Source organism: uncultured Nocardioides sp., assembly GCF_947489365.1.
GTDB lineage: Bacteria > Actinomycetota > Actinomycetes > Propionibacteriales > Nocardioidaceae > Nocardioides.
The window spans coordinates 434,507-450,914 of sequence record NZ_CANLDB010000001.1 but is presented as its reverse complement, the minus strand read 5'-3'; the positions used below and the strand labels follow the sequence as shown (position 1 = coordinate 450,914).

The window sequence follows — 16,408 nt, the reverse complement described above, 5'->3', positions numbered from 1 at the left end:
CGACCGGGATCGAGCCGGTCGGGCCCGGCGGACCCCCGCTGCCGGGCCCGGCCGGTCGGACCCGGTCGCCCGGAGGCCTCAGCCGGTGGATCGCGCCAGCCGGAAGCCCACGCCCCGGACCGTCTCCACCACGCGCGGGTTCGCGGGGTCGTCCCCGAGGCGCTGCTGCAGGCTGGCGACGTGCTGGTCGACGACCCGCTTGTCGGCCTCGTTGACGAAGTGCGACGTCGCCCCGTCCCCGCGCATGGCGAGGACGAGGTCGGCGCGGCTGCGGACGCGGCGTCCGGTGCGCATCAGGGCGACCAGCAGGTCGAGCTCCTCGGCCGGGACCGCGATCCGCCGGCCCGCGAGCTGGACGGCACCCCCGCGGGTGTCGACGACGAGCGGGCCGAACTGCGCCAGGTCCCCCTGCCAGACCACCCCGCCGGCGGGGTCGTCCTCGGCGGGGACGGGTCGCTGGACCGGCGGAGCCGGAGCCGCGACGGGAGCCGGCGCCGCAGGGGCGGGGGGAACCGCGGGGGTGACCGGGGTGACCGGGGCGACCGGGGCGACCGGGGGCAGGGGCGGCGGGACCACGTCCGCGACCTCGTCGAACAGCGGCGCGCCGGGGTCGGGATCGACCGGCGCCGGGGTCGCGTCGCGGTTCAGCGACTCCCGGAACTCGCGGGCGGCGGCGACCGCCCACCCCTGCTCCGGCTCGGGCTCCACCTGCGGGGCCGACGCGGCGCGGCGCAGCATGGCCTCGGCGCGCAGCTGGAGCTCGCGGGGGCTGAACGGCTTGACCAGGTAGTCGTCGGCGCCGGCCTCGAAGGCCGCGATCACGTCGTCGTCGGTCGACCTCGAGGTGATCATGATGAGGTACGTCGCGCTGAACTCACGCAGCTGGCGCAGCGCGGACAACCCGTCCATGCCCGGCATGCTCACGTCCATCGTGGTCAGCACCGGGGCGTGCTGGCGCACCGCCTCCACGGCGTCCGCCCCGTTCTGCGCGTGGACCACGCGGAAGCCCACGCTGCCCAGCACGACGTCGATCAGGTCCGTGATGTCCGGGTCGTCGTCGGCGATCACGGCGGTCAGCGGTGTCCCCATGCGACGAACCTACAGCGACCGGGCGGCCGGCTCGTGCCGAACGGCCCGACCCGGACCGATACCTCAGCGCGGGGCGCGGAGCCCGAGGGCGGTGCGGGACGCCGTCACGGCCCAGACACCGACCAGCCCGACGTACGTCGCCACGGCCACCGTCGCGGCGAGCCCGGACCCCGTGGCCGCGGCCAGGGCCGACGAGCCGGTGACGACCGTGCCCACCGGGAAGGTGAACGCCCACCACGTCATCGCGAACGGCGGACGCTGCCGGAGCACGCAGGCCACCGCCGCGGCCAACCAGACCAGCGCCGCGACCAGCACGAGGGCGGCGTACAGGACGGCGAGCCGCCGGCCGGGGGCCAGCAGGAGCACCGCGGTCGCGGACTGGCCCAGCGGGCCGAGCACGACGAACAGGGTCGGGGTCGCCGCCGGGAGGTCCCCACCGGCGACGCGACGGACGACGGCCAGGGCGGGGCCCGCCGCCAGCACGAGGGTCAGCGCGAAGCAGGCCCACGACACGACGAGCAGGCCGGTGGCCAGCGGCTCGGGCGAGCGGACCGCGAGCAGCGCGCCGACCGCGGCGCTGACCATCGGGGGCACCACCGGCATCAGCCACGTGGCCTCCGCCGGCCCGGTGCGCTGCGCCCGGATGCGTCGCGAGGTCGCCGTCGCCAGGCCGAGGCCGGTCCCCACCAGCCACAGCACCAGGGCCGCGACGTACGCGGTGGGGGCGCCGACCACGCGGCTGCCGACCAGGATGGTCGCGGCGGCCACGCTCATCGGCGCCATCGCGCGCGCCCCGAGGAAGTGCGACATCGCCGGGTGGTCGTGCCAGGCGCCGCCGAGGCTGCGGACGGTCACCCCCGCGAGCAGGACCACGGAGAGCACCCAGACGCCGGTGGCGGCGACGGTGAGGACGGGGTGCGTGACGGGGAGGGTGACGGCCGCGGTCGCCACGATGCCCGTGCCCATGACCGCGGCGAACCAGTTCGGGGCCAGCGCGGCCGTGGTGGCGGCAGGGGGCAGGTCGGTCGTGGTCATGACTCCATGGTGCGCTCCTCCCGAGTCCGGCAGTAGCCACCGGATCTTGGTGTGTCCACAATCTATGCTTGTGGGATGCCCCTCCCGGACCTCCGCACCCTCGCCCTCCTCGTGGGGGTCGCGCGCCACGGCAGCATCGGCGCCGCCGCGCGCGCCGAGGGCCTCTCACAGCAGGGCGCCTCGGAACGGGTGCGGGCCGCGGAGACACTGCTGGGCGTGCCGCTGCTGTGGCGCGGCGCCCGCGGCTCCGAGCTCACCGCGGCCGGGCAGGTCGTCGTCGAGTGGTCGACGCGGCTGCTCGACGTGGCCGCCGAGACGGAGGTCGCGCTCGCCAGCCTCCGCGACGACCAGCAGCGTCACCTCCGGGTCGCCGCCAGCATGACCGTCGCCGAGCACCTGCTCCCCCGGTGGCTCGTGCGCCTGCGCGCCACCTCCCGGGAGGCCGTCGAGGTCTCGATGACGGCGACGAACTCGGCGGGTGCCGTGGCGGCGGTGCTCGCCCACCGCGCCTCGCTGGGGTTCGTGGAGGGCGTCGAGGCCCCCCGTGGCCTGGCCTGGGCGGAGGTGGGCACCGACGAGCTCGTCCTCGTCTGCACCCCCGACCACGCCTTGGCCCGCCGCCGCACGCCGCTGGGGCCCGCAGAGGTCGCCGCACTGTCGCTGACCTCCCGCGAGGCCGGCTCGGGCACCCGGGAGGTGCTCGAGGAGGCGCTGGCCGGACACGGGCTGACCCTGTCACCGCCCGCGGTCGAGCTCACGACCTCGACGGGCATCCGGGAGGCCGTCCTCGCCGGCTCCGCGCCGGCCGTGGTCAGCCGGCGCACCGTCGCGGTCCCGCTGGCGTCCGGCGACCTCGTCGAGGTGCCCCTGCGCGACCTCGCGCTCAGCCGCACGCTGCGGGCGGTCTGGCTGGGTCGTCGTACGCCGCCCGCGGGACCGGTCCGGGACCTCGTCGCCATCGCGGCGGCCGGGTGAGCCTCAGATCCGGCGGTCCCACTCGCCCCAGTACGGCGCCCGCAGGTCGCGCTTGAGGATCTTGCCGGTCGGGTTGCGTGGCAGCGCCTCGAGGAACTCCACGCTGCTCGGGCACTTGTACCGGGCGAGCGACGCGCGGCAGTGCTCGACGAGCTCGGCCTCGGTCGCCTCCTGGCCGGGGTGCAGCGAGACGACCGCCTTGACGGTCTCGCCCCAGCGGTCGTCGGGCACGCCGATGATCGCGACCTCCGCGACCGCGGGGTGCTCGGCGAGGACGCGCTCGATCTCGGGCGAGTAGATGTTCTCCCCGCCCGAGATGATCATGTCCTTGAGCCGGTCGGTGACGTAGACGTAGCCGTCGGCGTCGACCTTGCCGATGTCGCCGGTGCGGAACCAGCCGTCCTCGGTGATCACCTCGGCCGTGGCCTCCGGCTTGCCGAGGTAGCCCGTCATGACCTGCGGGGAGCGGAACCACAGCTCGCCGTGGTCGCCGACCGGGAGGTCCTCGCCGGTGCCCACGTCGACGACCCGCACCTCGGCGCCGGGGATCGGCTGGCCCGCGCTGACCAGGCGCTCGGGGTGGTCGGGGTCGCGGTGCTCGGCGGGCATGAGGTGGGTGATGACGCCGCAGACCTCGGTCAGGCCGTAGACCTGGATGAAGTCGGTGTCCGGCCACGCCTGGATCGCCGCACGGAGCAGCGGCAGCGGCATCGGGGCGGCGCCGTAGCAGTAGGTCTTCAGCCTGCCGAAGACCGCGATCGCCTGGTCGCCCGACGCCAGCACCTGCGCGAGGACGGCGGGCACGAGGAAGGTCCGGTTCGCCCCGGCCATGATCGCGCCGGCCAGCGACGCGCCGTCAGGGTCGCGGGTCATCACGCTGGGGACGCCGTCGTGGATGCCGAACAGCACGTACGACGACCCGCCCACGTGGAACAGCGGCATCGACACCATGTTCTTGTCGCCCGGGTCGAACGCCCAGCCGTCGTGCGCGTTCAGGGTGTGGGCGACCATGTTGGCCTGGCTGAGCATGACGCCCTTGGGGCGACCGGTGGTGCCCGAGGAGTACATGACGAGGCAGGTGTCCCCCGGCTCCACCGCCGGGTCGCGGTCGACCGGGTCGGCCCCGGCGAGCAGCGCCTCGTACTCGTCGCCGTCGGCCCCGTCCGGGGTCAGCGCGACGACCCGCTCGACGTGCGTCAGCCGGTCGCGGACGGCCTCCACCTGGCCCAGCAGCTCGGTGCCGACGAGCAGCACGCGGGCGCCCGAGTCGTTGACGACGTAGTCGATCTCGTCGGCGGCGAGGCGGAAGTTCACGATCGCGTTGGCCGCGCCGAGCGAGGCCGCGGCCAGGGTCAGCTCGACGCAGGCGGGGTGGTTCTTGTCGAGGAACGACACGACGTCGCCGCGCCCGATCCCCATCGCCCGGAGCGCGCCCGCGAGGCGTCGTACCCGGTCGTGCATCTCGGCCCAGGTCCACGTCCGCCCCAGGTAGGTCATCGCCTCGGCGTCCGGCGTCTCGCGCGCCCAGTGCGCCAGGCGCTCGTCGAGGTACGTCGGGGTCGCGAGCTCAGCCGTCGCCGTCATGGCCGGAGAGTGGCACAGGTCACAGACAGCGGCAACGGTCGTCCCGGTCGGAGGTCGAGGTGCTCCGAGCCCCGGCGAGGAGCCACGAGGCCCGGCGAGCCGACCGCCGACCCCTCACCGGATCTCGTGGCCCGGTCGCTGCGCGACGCTCATCCCTCGATCTCCGGGGCTGGTCGGAGGTCGCACGACGTCAGCGCGACCGCACGACCCGCCCCTCGTCCCAGACCGGGCCGTCGGTCTCGCGGACGGTGCCGTCGGCGCCGTAGACGAGGTAGCGGTCGAAGCCGCGGGCGAACCAGCGGTCGTGGGTCACGGCGAGGACGCTGCCCTCGAACGACTCCAGGCCCGCCTCGAGCGCCTCGGCGGACTGCACGTCGAGGTTGTCGGTCGGCTCGTCGAGCAGCAGCAGCGTGCAGCCCGACAGCTCGAGCAGCAGGATCTGGAAGCGCGCCTGCTGGCCGCCGGAGAGCTGCTCGAAGCGCTGCTCCGCGGAGGCGGACAGCTCGTAGCGGTCGAGCACCCGGGAGGCGGCCTCCCGTCCCATCCCGGCGCGCTCCCCCTCGCCGCGGTGCAGGATCTCGAGCAGCGTCCTCCCGACGAGCTCCGGGTGCTCGTGGGTCTGTACGAACCACCCCGGCCGCACCCGCGCCCCGAGCCGGGCGACGCCGGTGTGGGTGACGTCCTCGCCGGCGAGCAGCCGCAGGAAGTGGGACTTGCCGGACCCGTTGGAGCCGAGGACGGCGACGCGCTCGCCGTACCAGACCTCGAGGTCGAAGGGCTTCATCAGGCCGGTCAGCTCGAGGCCCTCGCAGACCACCGCGCGCTTGCCGGTGCGACCGCCCCGCAGGCGCATCGAGACCTGCTGCTCGCGGGGCTGCTCGGTGGGCGGGCCCGCCTCCTCGAACTTCCGGAGGCGCGTCTTGGCCGCCTGGTAGCGGCTCGCCATGTCGGAGCGGAACGACGCCTTCGCCTTGTACATCGCGACGAGGGCCTCGAGCTTGGCGAGCTCCTCGTCCCACCGCTTGCGCTGCTCCTCGAAGCGGGCGAAGCGCTCGGTGCGCGCCTGGTGGTACGACGCGAACCCACCGGGGTGGACCCAGACCCCGTTGGCGGCGCCGCCGGCGCCCAGCTCGACCGTGACGACGCGGGTCGCGGCGTTCGCCATGAGCTCCCGGTCGTGGGAGACGAACAGCACCGACTTCTCCGAGGCCGCCAGCCGCTGCTCGAGCCAGATCTTCGCGGGCACGTCGAGGTAGTTGTCGGGCTCGTCGAGCAGCAGCACCTCGTCGGGGCCGCGGAGCAGGTACTCCAGCACCAGCCGCTTCTGCTCCCCGCCGGACAGGGTGCGCAGGAGGCGGTTGCGGGCCCGGTCCCAGCCGACGCCGAGGGAGGCGGTGGTGCAGGTGTCCCAGACGACCTCGATGTCGTAGCCGCCGGCGTCGCCGAGCTCGGCCAGCGCGGTGGCGTAGGCCATCTGGGTGGGCTCGTCGTCGGACTCCATCAGCGCGAGCTCGCAGCGGTCGACCTCGGCGACGGCCCGTCGTACGCGGGGCGGCGCGACGGAGACCATGAGGTCGGCGACGGTCGGCAGCTCGCCACCGCCGGGGACGACGCCCTGGCCGACGAACTGCGGCATCACCCCGAGCCCGCCGGAGCGGGTGACCGCGCCGGCCTGCGGGACCAGCTCGCCGGTCACCACCCGCAGCAGGGTGGTCTTGCCGGCGCCGTTCGCGCCGACGAGGGCGACCTTCTGGCCCTCCCCGACCCGGAAGGAGACCTCGTCGAGCAGGACCCGCCCGTCGGGCAGGTCCACCCGTACCCCGGCGATGTCGACGTGTCCCACGGGGCTCGATCCTGCCGGAGCGGCCTCGGGACCGCACGTCGATATCCCGTCGCGGACCGCAGACACCGGGCCGTCCGGGGCCTACCGTCGGACCATGATGGCGAGTCGTCACCTCACCGCCGCGGTCGGAGTCGTCCTCGGGCTCGTGCCCCTCGGGCTCCCGACCGCCTCCGCGCAAGCCCCGGCTGGAGCCCTGGAGGTCGCCTGCGACGTCGTCGTCCGCCCGGGCGGGGACCCGGTCGGCGCGGTGCGGGCCGCCGCGACCGGGGAGACGATCTGCCTGCGCCCCGGGACCTACCGCATCAGCCGACCGCTGGAGCCCCGGCGCGACCAGACGATCACCGGGCCGGGGGCCGTCCTGGACGGCTCTCGCGTGCTGCGGGGCTTCACCCGCACCCGCGACGGCTGGGTGGTGCGCGGCCAGCGGCAGGAGGGCGAGCGCACCGGCACGTGCCTGGAGGAGCGACCGGAGTGCTCCCGCCCGGACGACGTCCTCCGCGACGGCGTCCCCCTCCGCCGGGTGCTCGCCCGGTCGGACCTCGGACCGGGCAGCTACTGGTTCGACTACCGCCACGACGCCGTCCACCTCGGCGGCGACCCGCGGGGCACGCGGATCGAGGGGCTCGTCTCCCCCGCCGCCGTCCTCGCCCGCCCCCACGCCACCGGCGTCACCGTCCACGGGATCACCGCCCAGCACTTCGCCACGCCCGCCCAGCGCGGGGCCGTCCGGGCCTCGGCGCCGGGCTGGAGGATCGAGGACGTCACCGTCCAGGACAACCACGGCGCCGGCATCACCACGGAGGGCGGCGCGACGGTGCTCGACAGCACCGTCCGCCGCAACGGCCAGCTCGGGATCGGCGGCACCGGCGACGACACCCGGGTGGTCGGCACCGTCATCGCGCGGAACGGCGGCGGCGGCTACGACCCCGCGTGGGAGGCCGGCGGGGCCAAGTGGGCCGTCACCGACGGCCTGCGCGTCCTGCGGAACCGGGTGGTACGCAACGCCGGCCCGGGGCTGTGGACGGACATCGACGCCCAGGACACCGTCTACCGCGGCAACGAGGTCCACGACAACGCGTGGATGGGGATCTTCCACGAGATCAGCGCCGACGCGGTGATCGCGGACAACGACGTGACCGGCAACGGCCACGGCTTCCCGGCGTGGCTGTGGGGCTCCGGGATCCTCCTCGCGGGCTCCCACGACGTCCAGGTCACGGGCAACCGACTGGCCGGCAACGCGGAGGGCATCGGGATGATCCAGCAGGACCGGGGCACCAGCGACGTCGACGGCACCCCGCGCCGGCTGCACGACGTCCGGATCGCCGACAACACCGTGGCGATGGCGGAGGGCGAGTCAGGCATGGTCGCCGACGACGGCCGCGACGAGATCTTCGACGACCCGACGATCACCTGGAGCGGCAACCGGTGGAGCCAGCGTGCGCCGGCGCCGTTCATGTGGGACGACGAGTACCTGACGCTCGAGCAGTGGCGGGCCCTGGGCCACGACCGCTGACCCCCAGCATCGCGAGCGCGAGTCCGCGGTAGTGCGCGGCGACCTCGGCGGGGGTCCACCGGCCACCGGGGCGGTACCAGCGCGAGACGTCGACCCCGAGCGAGAGGAGCGCGGCGGCGCTGAGGTCGGGGTCGTCGGTGACGAACAGGCCCGCCGCGACCCCCCGTCGTACGACGGCGCGGACGGTCTCCTCGATCTCGTGGCGCAGCGCGGCCACCTCGGCGCGGTGGTCGTCGTCGAGGGCGGCGAGCTCGTAGTTCACGACGCGCGACGAGACGTGCTCGGTCGCGTGGTGCTCGACGAAGCGCTCGACGAGGACCCCCAGTGCCGCGACAGGGTCGTCGGCCCCGGAGGCGGCCTCACGCACGAGCGCGAGGACCCGCCGGTGGCCCTCCAGCGAGAGAGCGTGGAGCAGCTCCTCCTTCGAGCGGTGGTGGACGTAGAGCGCCGCCGGACTCATGCCCGCGGCCGCCGCGACGTGCCGCGTGGACGTCCCGTGGAAGCCCCGCGCGGCGAACGCCTCCGCGGCGGCGCGCGCCAGGCGCTCGCTGCCCGGACCGGAGCCCGGACCAGGGCCGCGGTCGGGGTTGACTGGACCATCCACGTCGGACAGGGTAAGCAAACGCTCACCTAGTCGGCAACGCCCCTGGAGGTCCAGTGCCCGAGATGTCCACCCGCCTCGCCGGCCGCACCGCGGTCGTCACCGGCGCCAGCCGGGGCATCGGTCTCGCGATCGCCCGCCGCCTCGTCGACGAGGGGGCGCGGGTGGTGATCACCGGACGCAAGCCCGAGCCCCTCGCCGAGGCCGTCGAGAGCCTCGGCGGCGAGGAGCACGTCCTGGGCGTCCCGGGCGGCGCGGACGACGCCGACCACCAGGCCGAGGTCGTCGAGCGGGCGGTGTCGACCTTCGGCAGCCTCGACCTGCTGGTCAACAACACGGGCATCAACCCGACGTACGGCCCGCTGCTGGAGCTCGACCTCAGCGCGGCCCGCAAGACCGTCGAGGTCAACTGCCTCGCCGCGCTGTCGTGGATCCAGCGGGCGCACGCCGCCTGGATGAAGGACCACGGCGGCGCCGTCGTCAACGTCGCCTCCGTCGCCGGGATCCGGCCCGCCCCGGGCATCGCCTGGTACGGCGCCACCAAGGCGATGCTCATCCACCTCACCGAGGAGCTCGCGGTCGAGCTCGCGCCGGACGTCCGCCTCAACGCCGTGGCGCCGGCGATCGTGAAGACCCAGTTCGCCACCGCGCTGTTCGACGGCAAGGAGGCCGAGGTCGTCGCGGGCTACCCGCTCGGACGCCTCGGCGCCCCGGAGGACGTCGCCGGCGCCGTCGCCTACCTGCTGTCCGACGACGCCGCCTGGGTGACCGGGCAGACGCTGACCCTGGACGGCGGCACCCTGCTGCGGGGCGGCGTGTGAGCGGCCCGCTCGCCGGCGCCGGCGTCCTCGTCACCGGCGCCGGGCGCGGCATCGGTCGGGCGCTCGCCGTCCGCGCCGCCGCCGAGGGCGCCCGCGTGGTCGTCAACGACCTCGACCCGGCCCTGGCCGCGGAGGTCGCCGAGGAGGTCGGCGGCCACCCCGAGCCCGGCGACTGCGCCACCGCGGACGGTGCCCGCGACCTCGTGACCGCCGCGACCCAGCACCTCGGTGCCGTCGACGTCGTGTGCTCCAACGCCGGCGTCGACACCGGCGGCGACCTCGACACCCCCGACGCGGTCTGGGAGCAGACCCTCGAGGTCAACGTGCTCGCCCACGTCCGGCTGGCGCGCGCGCTCGTCCCCACGTGGACCGACCCCGGCCCCGCCGGCCCGCCCGGCGGTCGCTTCGTCGTCACCGCGTCCGCCGCGGGGCTGCTCGGGATGATCGGCAACGCGCCGTACACCGTCACCAAGCACGCCGCCGTCGCCTTCGCCGAGTGGCTCTCCGTGACGTACGGCGACCGCGGGGTCGCCGTCCAGGCCATCTGCCCGCAGGGCGTGCGCACCCGGATGCTCGAGGAGGCCGGCAAGGTGACCGCGCTGCTGTCCCACGACGGTGCGCTCGAGCCCGAGCAGGTGGCCGAGGCCTGGGTCGCGTCGCTGTCCGAGGGCGAGGAGCGCTTCCTGGTGCTCCCCCACCCCGAGGTGGCCGACTACTACTCCTACCGGGCCGCGGACACCGACGGCTGGCTGCGCGGCATGCGCAAGCTGCGCCAGCGCGTCGACGACCAGGGCGGCACGTCGATCGGGGAGGCGGGTTTCTGATGGCCGACAGCACGAGCGCACGCGAGTGGGAGGCCCGGCCCGTCGAGCAGGACCTCGCCGCCGTCGGCGCCTGGCTGACGTCCACGGGCACGGTCGACCTCGCCGGTGACCTGACCGGCCGGCTCCTGACTGGCGGCAAGTCGAACCTCACCTTCGAGGTCACGGACGGCACGTCGACCTGGGTGCTGCGGCGCCCGCCGCGGGGCCACGTGCAGGCCACGGCCCACGACATGGGCCGCGAGTTCACCGTCATGTCGGCGCTGCGCGACACCGACGTCCCCGTGCCGGGGATGGTCGCGCACTGCACCGACGAGGACGTGCTGGGCGCGCCCTTCTACCTGATGGAGCGCGTCGACGGGACGCCGTACCGCACCGCCGCGCAGCTCGAGCCCCTCGGCGCCGAGCGCACCCGCGCGATCACCGAGCGGATGGTCGACGTCCTCGCCGCCCTGCACCACGTCGACCCGGCGTCGGTCGGGCTCGCGGAGTTCGGGCGCCCCGAGGGGTTCCTGGAGCGGCAGGTCCGTCGCTGGACCCGCCAGCTGGAGGGGTCGCGCAACCGCGACCTGCCCGGCGCCGACGAGCTCGCCGCCGCGCTGGCCGCGCAGGTGCCGACCACCGACCGGGCCGGGATCGTCCACGGCGACTACCGCCTCGACAACCTCCTGGTCGGACCCGACGACGAGGTCGCCGCGGTCGTCGACTGGGAGATGGCCACGCTCGGCGACCCGCTCACCGACCTCGCGCTGCTGCTGGTCTACGACCGGCTCGCCCGCCTCGACCTCGGGGGCCAGGAGCGGTCGGTCTCCGACGCCTCCCTGGCCCCCGGCTACCCGAGCGCCGAGGAGGTCCAGCAGCGGTACGCCGCCGCCGGCCACGACCTCGACGACCTGCGCTTCCACCTCGGCCTGGGCTTCTTCAAGCTCGCCGTGATCCTCGAGGGGATCCACTACCGCCACGAGCAGGGCCAGACCACCGGCGACGGGTTCGAGGGCATCGGGGCCGCCACCGTGCCCCTGATGCGCGCCGGCCTCGACGCACTCCGCAGCACCTCCTGAGACTCCCGAGAGGACTCCCGATGGACTTCACCCACGACGAGCGCACCACCGACATGATCGAGCGGCTCGAGGCCTTCATGGCCGAGCGCATCGTGCCCGCCGAGGCGACCTTCTCCGAGCAGCTCTCGAGCTCCGACGACCCGTGGGCGTGGAGCCGCACGCCCATCCTCAAGGAGCTCCAGGCCGAGGCCCGCGACCGCGGTCTGTGGAACCTGTTCCTGCCGCCCAAGCACGACCCCGACGGCCACGGCGCCGGGCTGACGAGCCTCCAGTACGCCCCGCTCGCCGAGATCACCGGCCGTGCCGTCGGCCTCGCGCCCGCCGTCCTGAACTGCGCCGCGCCCGACACCGGCAACATGGAGACGATCGCCATGTTCGGCGACGACGCCCAGAAGAAGCAGTGGCTGGAGCCGCTGCTGGCCGGCGAGATCCGCTCGGCGTTCGCGATGACCGAGCCCGACGTCGCGTCGTCCGACGCCACCAACGTCGAGACCTCGATCGTCCGCGACGGCGACGACTACGTCATCAACGGCCGCAAGTGGTGGATCACCGGGGCCATGAACCCCGACTGCACGATCTTCATCGTGATGGGCAAGACCGACCCGTCGGCCGACCGCCACCGCCAGCAGTCGATGATCCTGGTCCCCCGCGACACCCCCGGCCTCGAGGTCGTCCGCGGCATGCACGTCTTCGGGTACGACGACCACGACCACGGTGGCCACGCCGAGCTGCGGTTCACCGACGTCCGGGTGCCCGCCGCGAACCTCATCGGCGACGAGGGCGACGGCTTCGCGATCGCCCAGGGCCGTCTCGGCCCCGGCCGCATCCACCACTGCATGCGCTCGATCGGCGTCGCCGAGCGCGCGATCGAGCTCATGTGCGCCCGCGCCTCCGAGCGCGTCGCCTTCGGCAAGCCGCTCGCCGAGCAGGGCGTGATCCGCGAGTGGATCGCCGAGGCCCGCGTCACCGTCGACCAGCTCCGCCTGCTGACGCTGCACACCGCGTGGCGCATGGACACCGCCGGCAACCGCGCCGCCCACGGCGACATCCAGGCCATCAAGATCGCCACGCCGCTCGCGGTGCAGACGATCCTCGACCGGGCCATGCAGGTCCACGGCGGCGGCGGCATCTCGCAGGACTTCCCCCTCGCCGCGGCGTACGCCGGCATCCGGACGCTCCGCTTCGCCGACGGCCCCGACGAGGTCCACAAGTCGGCGCTGGGCAAGGCCGAGATCCGCAAGCACACCGCGTAACGACCCGGCTTCGTGACGCACCGCCCGACCGCCCGCGAGCTCCTCGACGGACCTCGCGGGCGGCGGCTCTGTCTAGCGGTGGCAGTGGCGCTGTCCCCCGGTCTCGACTGGGCGATGAACCTCGCGTCCCACTTCGACGGGCCCGTCGGGGACGTCCTCGCGGCCCTGCGTGACAGCGAGCCCGCAGCAGTCGCAGGTCGTGAGGACCCCGCCAGCCTGGTGTGGCCCATGAGTGAAGCCGTCGCGTCGGCCATGTACTGGCAGGAGCCCGACGAGCGAGATGCGCTGATCGCGGACCGGCCCGAGCTGGTCGAGGCGCTGGTGCCGGTTGCCGAGGCCGTCCTGGCCGCGCCCGCCACGGCCTGGTGGTCGAGCGGGGTCGACCTGGCGTCGCTGCAGGACATCGAGTTCCGGGCCGAGCACGGGACGAGGCACCAGCCGCTGACGGGCGTACCCGGGCGGCTCGTCGCCGGCGAGGCCCGGGAACGATCGCTGGCCGCGATGAACGGGCCCGCGCGCCCCACCGACCCGCGGGGGACCCCGTCATCGGGCTGGTGGAGCGTCCCGATGGCCGCCGGGCTGCCCGCGACGACGCGCGGCCTGCCCGGGCTCGGCGCGGTCGGGCTGATGTGGGCCGAGGACGGGGACAGCGACTACGAGGAGGCGGACCTGCGCCGCCTGGCCCCGCGGAGGGAGCCGCGCGTGTACGAGGTCGACTCCCCGGCGGCCTGGGTCGCCCTGGTGGAGAGGTTCCCCCTCGACGTGACGGACCTGCGCCGCAACGACTGGTACAGCGTCAGCGGGCGCGACTGCCCGTGGTTCCTCCCGGAGTGGCTCGCCGTCGCCGAGGCCTACGACGCCGTCCACCTCACGGTGACCGGCTACCTCGTCAGTGCGACGAAGGCCTGGGACGTGGCCGTTCCCGGCACCGAGGACGCCGCCACCCTCCTCGGCGGGTGGAATCCCGACGAGACGCTGTGGCTGACCGACGTCCTGGAGGTGACCGGCGAGCTGGAGCGGTGGCGCGACGTGGACGACCGCCCGGACACCGACCCGCTCGGCCCGGAGACCGGCTGGCGCCGTGCGGGGTAGTCCCTGACGTCCTGACCCTGGATCGGGTGGATGTGGGGTCGCAACGTCAGGGACTACCTGTCACCCACGCCCACCCCAAGGCCGGGACGCTCAACCTCCTGGCGGCGGGTCCCACGCGACGACGAGCGAGGCCGGCTTCCGGAAGACCAGGCCCGTCGGGGTGGCCGGCTCGGCCAGCCGCAGCCCGGGCAGGTCGAGGACGGCCTCGACCGCCACGGTCGCCTCGAGGCGGGCCAGACCCATGGCGAGGCAGACGTGGGGGCCGCGGGCGAAGGACAGCTGGAGCCCGAGCCCCGGGCGCGCCGGGTCGAAGCGGTCCGGGTGCTCGTAGACGGCCGGGTCGCGGTTGGCGCCGGTGATCGAGACACGCACGAGGTCGCCGCGGCGGACGGTCGCCCCGGCCAGGTCGACGTCCCGGGTCTCGTACCGGTCGACCACGGCGGCGGCGGGTTCCAGCCGGAGGGACTCCTCGACCACGCCGGCCAGGAGCGAGCGGTCCTGACGGAGCCGGTCGAGCCAGCCGGGGGCCTCGAGGAGGTGGAGCACCGCGTTGGTGATCATGCCCTCGGTCGTCTCGATACCGCCGAACATCATGACCGCCGCGTTGGCGACGACCTCGCGGTCCGTCAGGACCGAGCGGGCAGTGGTCAGCACGGAGTGCTCGCCCTGCGTCGCACCGATGTGGGCCCCCAGCTCCGCCACCGCCGTCGACGCCCGGGCCGGGGGTTCCTCCCCCGCGCTGTGGGCGGAGACGGCGGCCACGATCGCGTCGTACCAGTCGAGCACCTCGCGGGCGTCCGCCGTCGGCAGTCCGAGGGCGTGCGCGACCACGGCGACCGACAGCGGCCCGGCGAGGCACGTCCGGAGGTCGGCGCGGCCGGCGGGTCGGACCGCCGCGACGAGCTGCGCGGCCAGGGACCGTGCCGTCGCGCCGAAGTCCTCCTCGACCTGTCGTGGTCGGAACGGGGCCACGAACGGGTCCCGGTGGCGCCGGTGCTCGGCGCCGTCGAGCGAGAGCATGCTGGCGCCCACGACCCGCGCCGTGCTGAACCGCGGGTCGTCGACGGTGAACGTCCGGGCGTCCTTCATCACACCGACCGCCGTGGCGTGACCGGTGACCAGCCAGCCCTCGACCGCGGGGACCCAGACCACGGGCCCGACGGCGCGGAGACCGGCCAGGGCCGCCGGGGCCCGGGCGCCGGAGAGCTCGTCGAGCCCGACGCCGAGGAACGGGCGACGCGCGGCCGGTCCGGGGCTCATCCCCGGCGGGTCTCCAGCACCCGGAACCCCTTGGCGGACGCCAGCCGGGTGGTGGGCCAGCCCTGCTCGTCGAGCCACCGCTGGAGGGAGTCGGCGCCGAGGTTCTTGCCGACCACCATCACCGCGCGACCGCCCGGCGCGAGCCGGGGCAGCCAGGTCAGCAGGAGCTCGTGGAGCGCCTCCTTGCCGACGCGGATGGGCGGGTTCGACCAGATCTCGTCGTACGTCGCCGCCGGGTCGACCTCGGCGGGCAGCGCGGCGGTGACACGGTCGGCGAGGCCGAGGGCGGCGGCGTTCTCCCGGACCAGCAGCAGGGCGCGCTCGTTCACGTCGACGCAGGTCACCTCCACGGAGGGGACGGCGGTGGCGACGGCGAGGCCGATCACGCCCCAGCCGGAGCCGAGGTCGAGCACCCGGCGTACGCCGTCGCGCGCCGGCGGCTCGGTCTCCCGGAACAGCACCGCGGTGCCGGCGTCGACGCGACCCCGCGCGAAGACGCCGCTGCCGCTCGCGAGCGACAGGTCGTGGCCCCACACCCGGGCCGTGACCAGCTCGCGCCGGAAGGCCACCGTGGGGTCGGCGCTGAAGTAGTGCTGCTGCTCCGTCTCGGTCTCGTCGCTCACAGCGTCCTGACCCTCCGGGTCTCGGTCTGGCGGGCGGAGAGGTCGGCGTCCTCGGGGTAACGGACCTCCTCGAGGGTGAGCCCGTGCGCCGGCGCGACGGTGACGGCGGGGTCGCGGACACCGGCGGACAGCACGGCGGCCGGCCAGTCCACGTCACGGCGGCCCTCCCCGACGGAGATCAGGCACCCCGTCAGGGCCCTCACCATCGAGTGGCAGAAGGCGTCGGCGCGCACGGTCCCGACCACGAGCCCGTCCGCGGCGCCGGAGCGCTCCCAGCGCAGGTCGAGCAGGGTGCGGATGGTCGTCGCGCCCTCCCGCCTCCGGCAGAACGCCGCGAAGTCGTGCTCGCCGAGCAGCCGCTGCGCGGCGGCGTCCATGGCCTCGACGTCGAGGGGCCGCGGCCAGGCGAGCACGTGCCCGCGGGTCAACGGGTCGACGGACGCCGGGTCGTCGGCGACGCGGTAGACGTAGCGGCGCCACAGCGCCGAGAAGCGGGCGTCGAAGCCCTCGGGTGCGATGCCCACCCGACGCACCCGGACGTCCGGGTCGAGCACCCCGTTGACCCGGCGGCGCAGGGCGACGACGGGGCGGTCCCGCGCCCGGCCCGCCGCCTCGGCGAGCAGGCCGTCGGGAAGGTCGAGGTGGGTGACCTGGCCGCGGGCGTGGACGCCGGTGTCGGTGCGGCCGGCGCACGTGACGGTGACGTCGTCGTGCCGGAGCACGGTCCTCAGCGCGGCCTCGAGCTCGCCCTGGACCGTCCGCAGACCCGGTTGCGCGGCCCACCCGTGGAAGCCGGCGCCGTCGTAGGTCAGGTCGAGGCGGATCCGCACCCCGGCA

General features: G+C 74.9%; 15 protein-coding genes. 7 read left to right on the top strand and 8 right to left on the bottom strand.

Translation table 11 applies throughout. The features are described 5' to 3' along the window. Positions 1-78 precede the first annotated feature (78 nt). Positions 79-1,089: a response regulator transcription factor gene (locus Q0858_RS02220; protein ID WP_299050595.1), complete on the bottom strand. Its 1,011-nt coding sequence runs from the start codon at positions 1,087-1,089 to the stop codon at positions 79-81. A 63-nt stretch (positions 1,090-1,152) separates the two neighbouring features. Further along, complete coding sequence (locus tag Q0858_RS02215) at positions 1,153-2,124, bottom strand: C4-dicarboxylate ABC transporter (RefSeq protein ID WP_299050593.1); 972 nt, start codon at positions 2,122-2,124, stop codon at positions 1,153-1,155. A gap of 75 nt (positions 2,125-2,199) precedes the next feature. On the opposite strand from Q0858_RS02215, the gene Q0858_RS02210 reads away from it, so the two are divergent. Further along, positions 2,200-3,099 (top strand): LysR family transcriptional regulator, encoded by a 900-nt coding sequence (locus tag Q0858_RS02210; protein ID WP_299050591.1) that lies wholly within the window; start codon positions 2,200-2,202, stop codon positions 3,097-3,099. Between the two features lie 3 nt (positions 3,100-3,102). Here the strand turns inward: Q0858_RS02210 and Q0858_RS02205 are convergent, their stop codons facing one another. Together Q0858_RS02205 and Q0858_RS02200 are read right to left on the bottom strand one after the other, a co-directional pair. Then, positions 3,103-4,683 carry a long-chain-fatty-acid--CoA ligase gene (locus Q0858_RS02205; protein WP_299050589.1) on the bottom strand — a complete coding sequence of 527 codons (1,581 nt, stop codon included), beginning with the start codon at positions 4,681-4,683 and terminating at the stop codon, positions 3,103-3,105. Positions 4,684-4,873: 190 nt separating this feature from the next. Then, a complete protein-coding gene (locus Q0858_RS02200; RefSeq protein ID WP_299050586.1) occupies positions 4,874-6,526 on the bottom strand; it encodes an ATP-binding cassette domain-containing protein in 1,653 nt (550 codons plus the stop codon). Positions 6,527-6,620: 94 nt separating this feature from the next. Here Q0858_RS02200 and Q0858_RS02195 point away from each other — a divergent pair, with 94 nt between their 5' ends. Then, the gene (locus Q0858_RS02195; protein ID WP_299050583.1) at positions 6,621-8,039 is read left to right on the top strand and encodes a right-handed parallel beta-helix repeat-containing protein; all 1,419 of its coding nucleotides are present in this window, start codon (positions 6,621-6,623) and stop codon (positions 8,037-8,039) included. Here the strand turns inward: Q0858_RS02195 and Q0858_RS02190 are convergent. Next, complete coding sequence (locus tag Q0858_RS02190; protein WP_299050581.1) at positions 7,978-8,643, bottom strand: TetR family transcriptional regulator; 666 nt, start codon at positions 8,641-8,643, stop codon at positions 7,978-7,980. The two genes, Q0858_RS02195 and Q0858_RS02190, sit on opposite strands and share 62 nt — an antisense overlap. A gap of 62 nt (positions 8,644-8,705) precedes the next feature. On the opposite strand from Q0858_RS02190, the gene Q0858_RS02185 reads away from it, so the two are divergent. The 5 genes from Q0858_RS02185 to Q0858_RS02165 all read left to right on the top strand — a co-directional run bounded on the left by Q0858_RS02185 (position 8,706) and on the right by Q0858_RS02165 (position 13,688). Beyond that, on the top strand, positions 8,706-9,461 hold the full coding sequence (locus Q0858_RS02185; RefSeq protein ID WP_299050578.1) for an SDR family oxidoreductase: 756 nt from the start codon (positions 8,706-8,708) through the stop codon (positions 9,459-9,461). After that, positions 9,458-10,285 carry an SDR family oxidoreductase gene (locus tag Q0858_RS02180; protein WP_299050575.1) on the top strand — a complete coding sequence of 276 codons (828 nt, stop codon included), beginning with the start codon at positions 9,458-9,460 and terminating at the stop codon, positions 10,283-10,285. The genes Q0858_RS02185 and Q0858_RS02180 overlap by 4 nt, the downstream gene beginning before the upstream one ends. Next, entirely contained in the window at positions 10,285-11,343 is a 1,059-nt protein-coding gene (locus Q0858_RS02175; protein ID WP_299050572.1) for a phosphotransferase family protein, read from the top strand. Before Q0858_RS02180 ends, Q0858_RS02175 begins: the two co-directional genes overlap by 1 nt. A gap of 20 nt (positions 11,344-11,363) precedes the next feature. Continuing rightward, positions 11,364-12,596, top strand: coding sequence for an acyl-CoA dehydrogenase family protein (locus tag Q0858_RS02170; RefSeq protein ID WP_299050570.1), 1,233 nt, complete (start codon positions 11,364-11,366; stop codon positions 12,594-12,596). A gap of 84 nt (positions 12,597-12,680) precedes the next feature. Beyond that, complete coding sequence (locus Q0858_RS02165; protein ID WP_299050565.1) at positions 12,681-13,688, top strand: hypothetical protein; 1,008 nt, start codon at positions 12,681-12,683, stop codon at positions 13,686-13,688. A 90-nt stretch (positions 13,689-13,778) separates the two neighbouring features. On the opposite strand, the gene Q0858_RS02160 is transcribed toward Q0858_RS02165, so the two are convergent. Genes Q0858_RS02160 through truA form a run of 3 tightly spaced genes read right to left on the bottom strand, consistent with a single transcriptional unit; the run spans position 13,779 to position 16,401 of the window. Then, a complete protein-coding gene (locus Q0858_RS02160) occupies positions 13,779-14,948 on the bottom strand; it encodes a cytochrome P450 (protein ID WP_299050563.1) in 1,170 nt (389 codons plus the stop codon). Continuing rightward, entirely contained in the window at positions 14,945-15,571 is a 627-nt protein-coding gene (locus tag Q0858_RS02155) for a methyltransferase (protein WP_299050562.1), read from the bottom strand. The genes Q0858_RS02160 and Q0858_RS02155 overlap by 4 nt, the downstream gene beginning before the upstream one ends. Then, positions 15,568-16,401: a tRNA pseudouridine(38-40) synthase TruA gene (gene truA, locus Q0858_RS02150; protein ID WP_299050560.1), complete on the bottom strand. Its 834-nt coding sequence runs from the start codon at positions 16,399-16,401 to the stop codon at positions 15,568-15,570. Before truA ends, Q0858_RS02155 begins: the two co-directional genes overlap by 4 nt. Between the last annotated feature and the right edge of the window lie 7 nt (positions 16,402-16,408).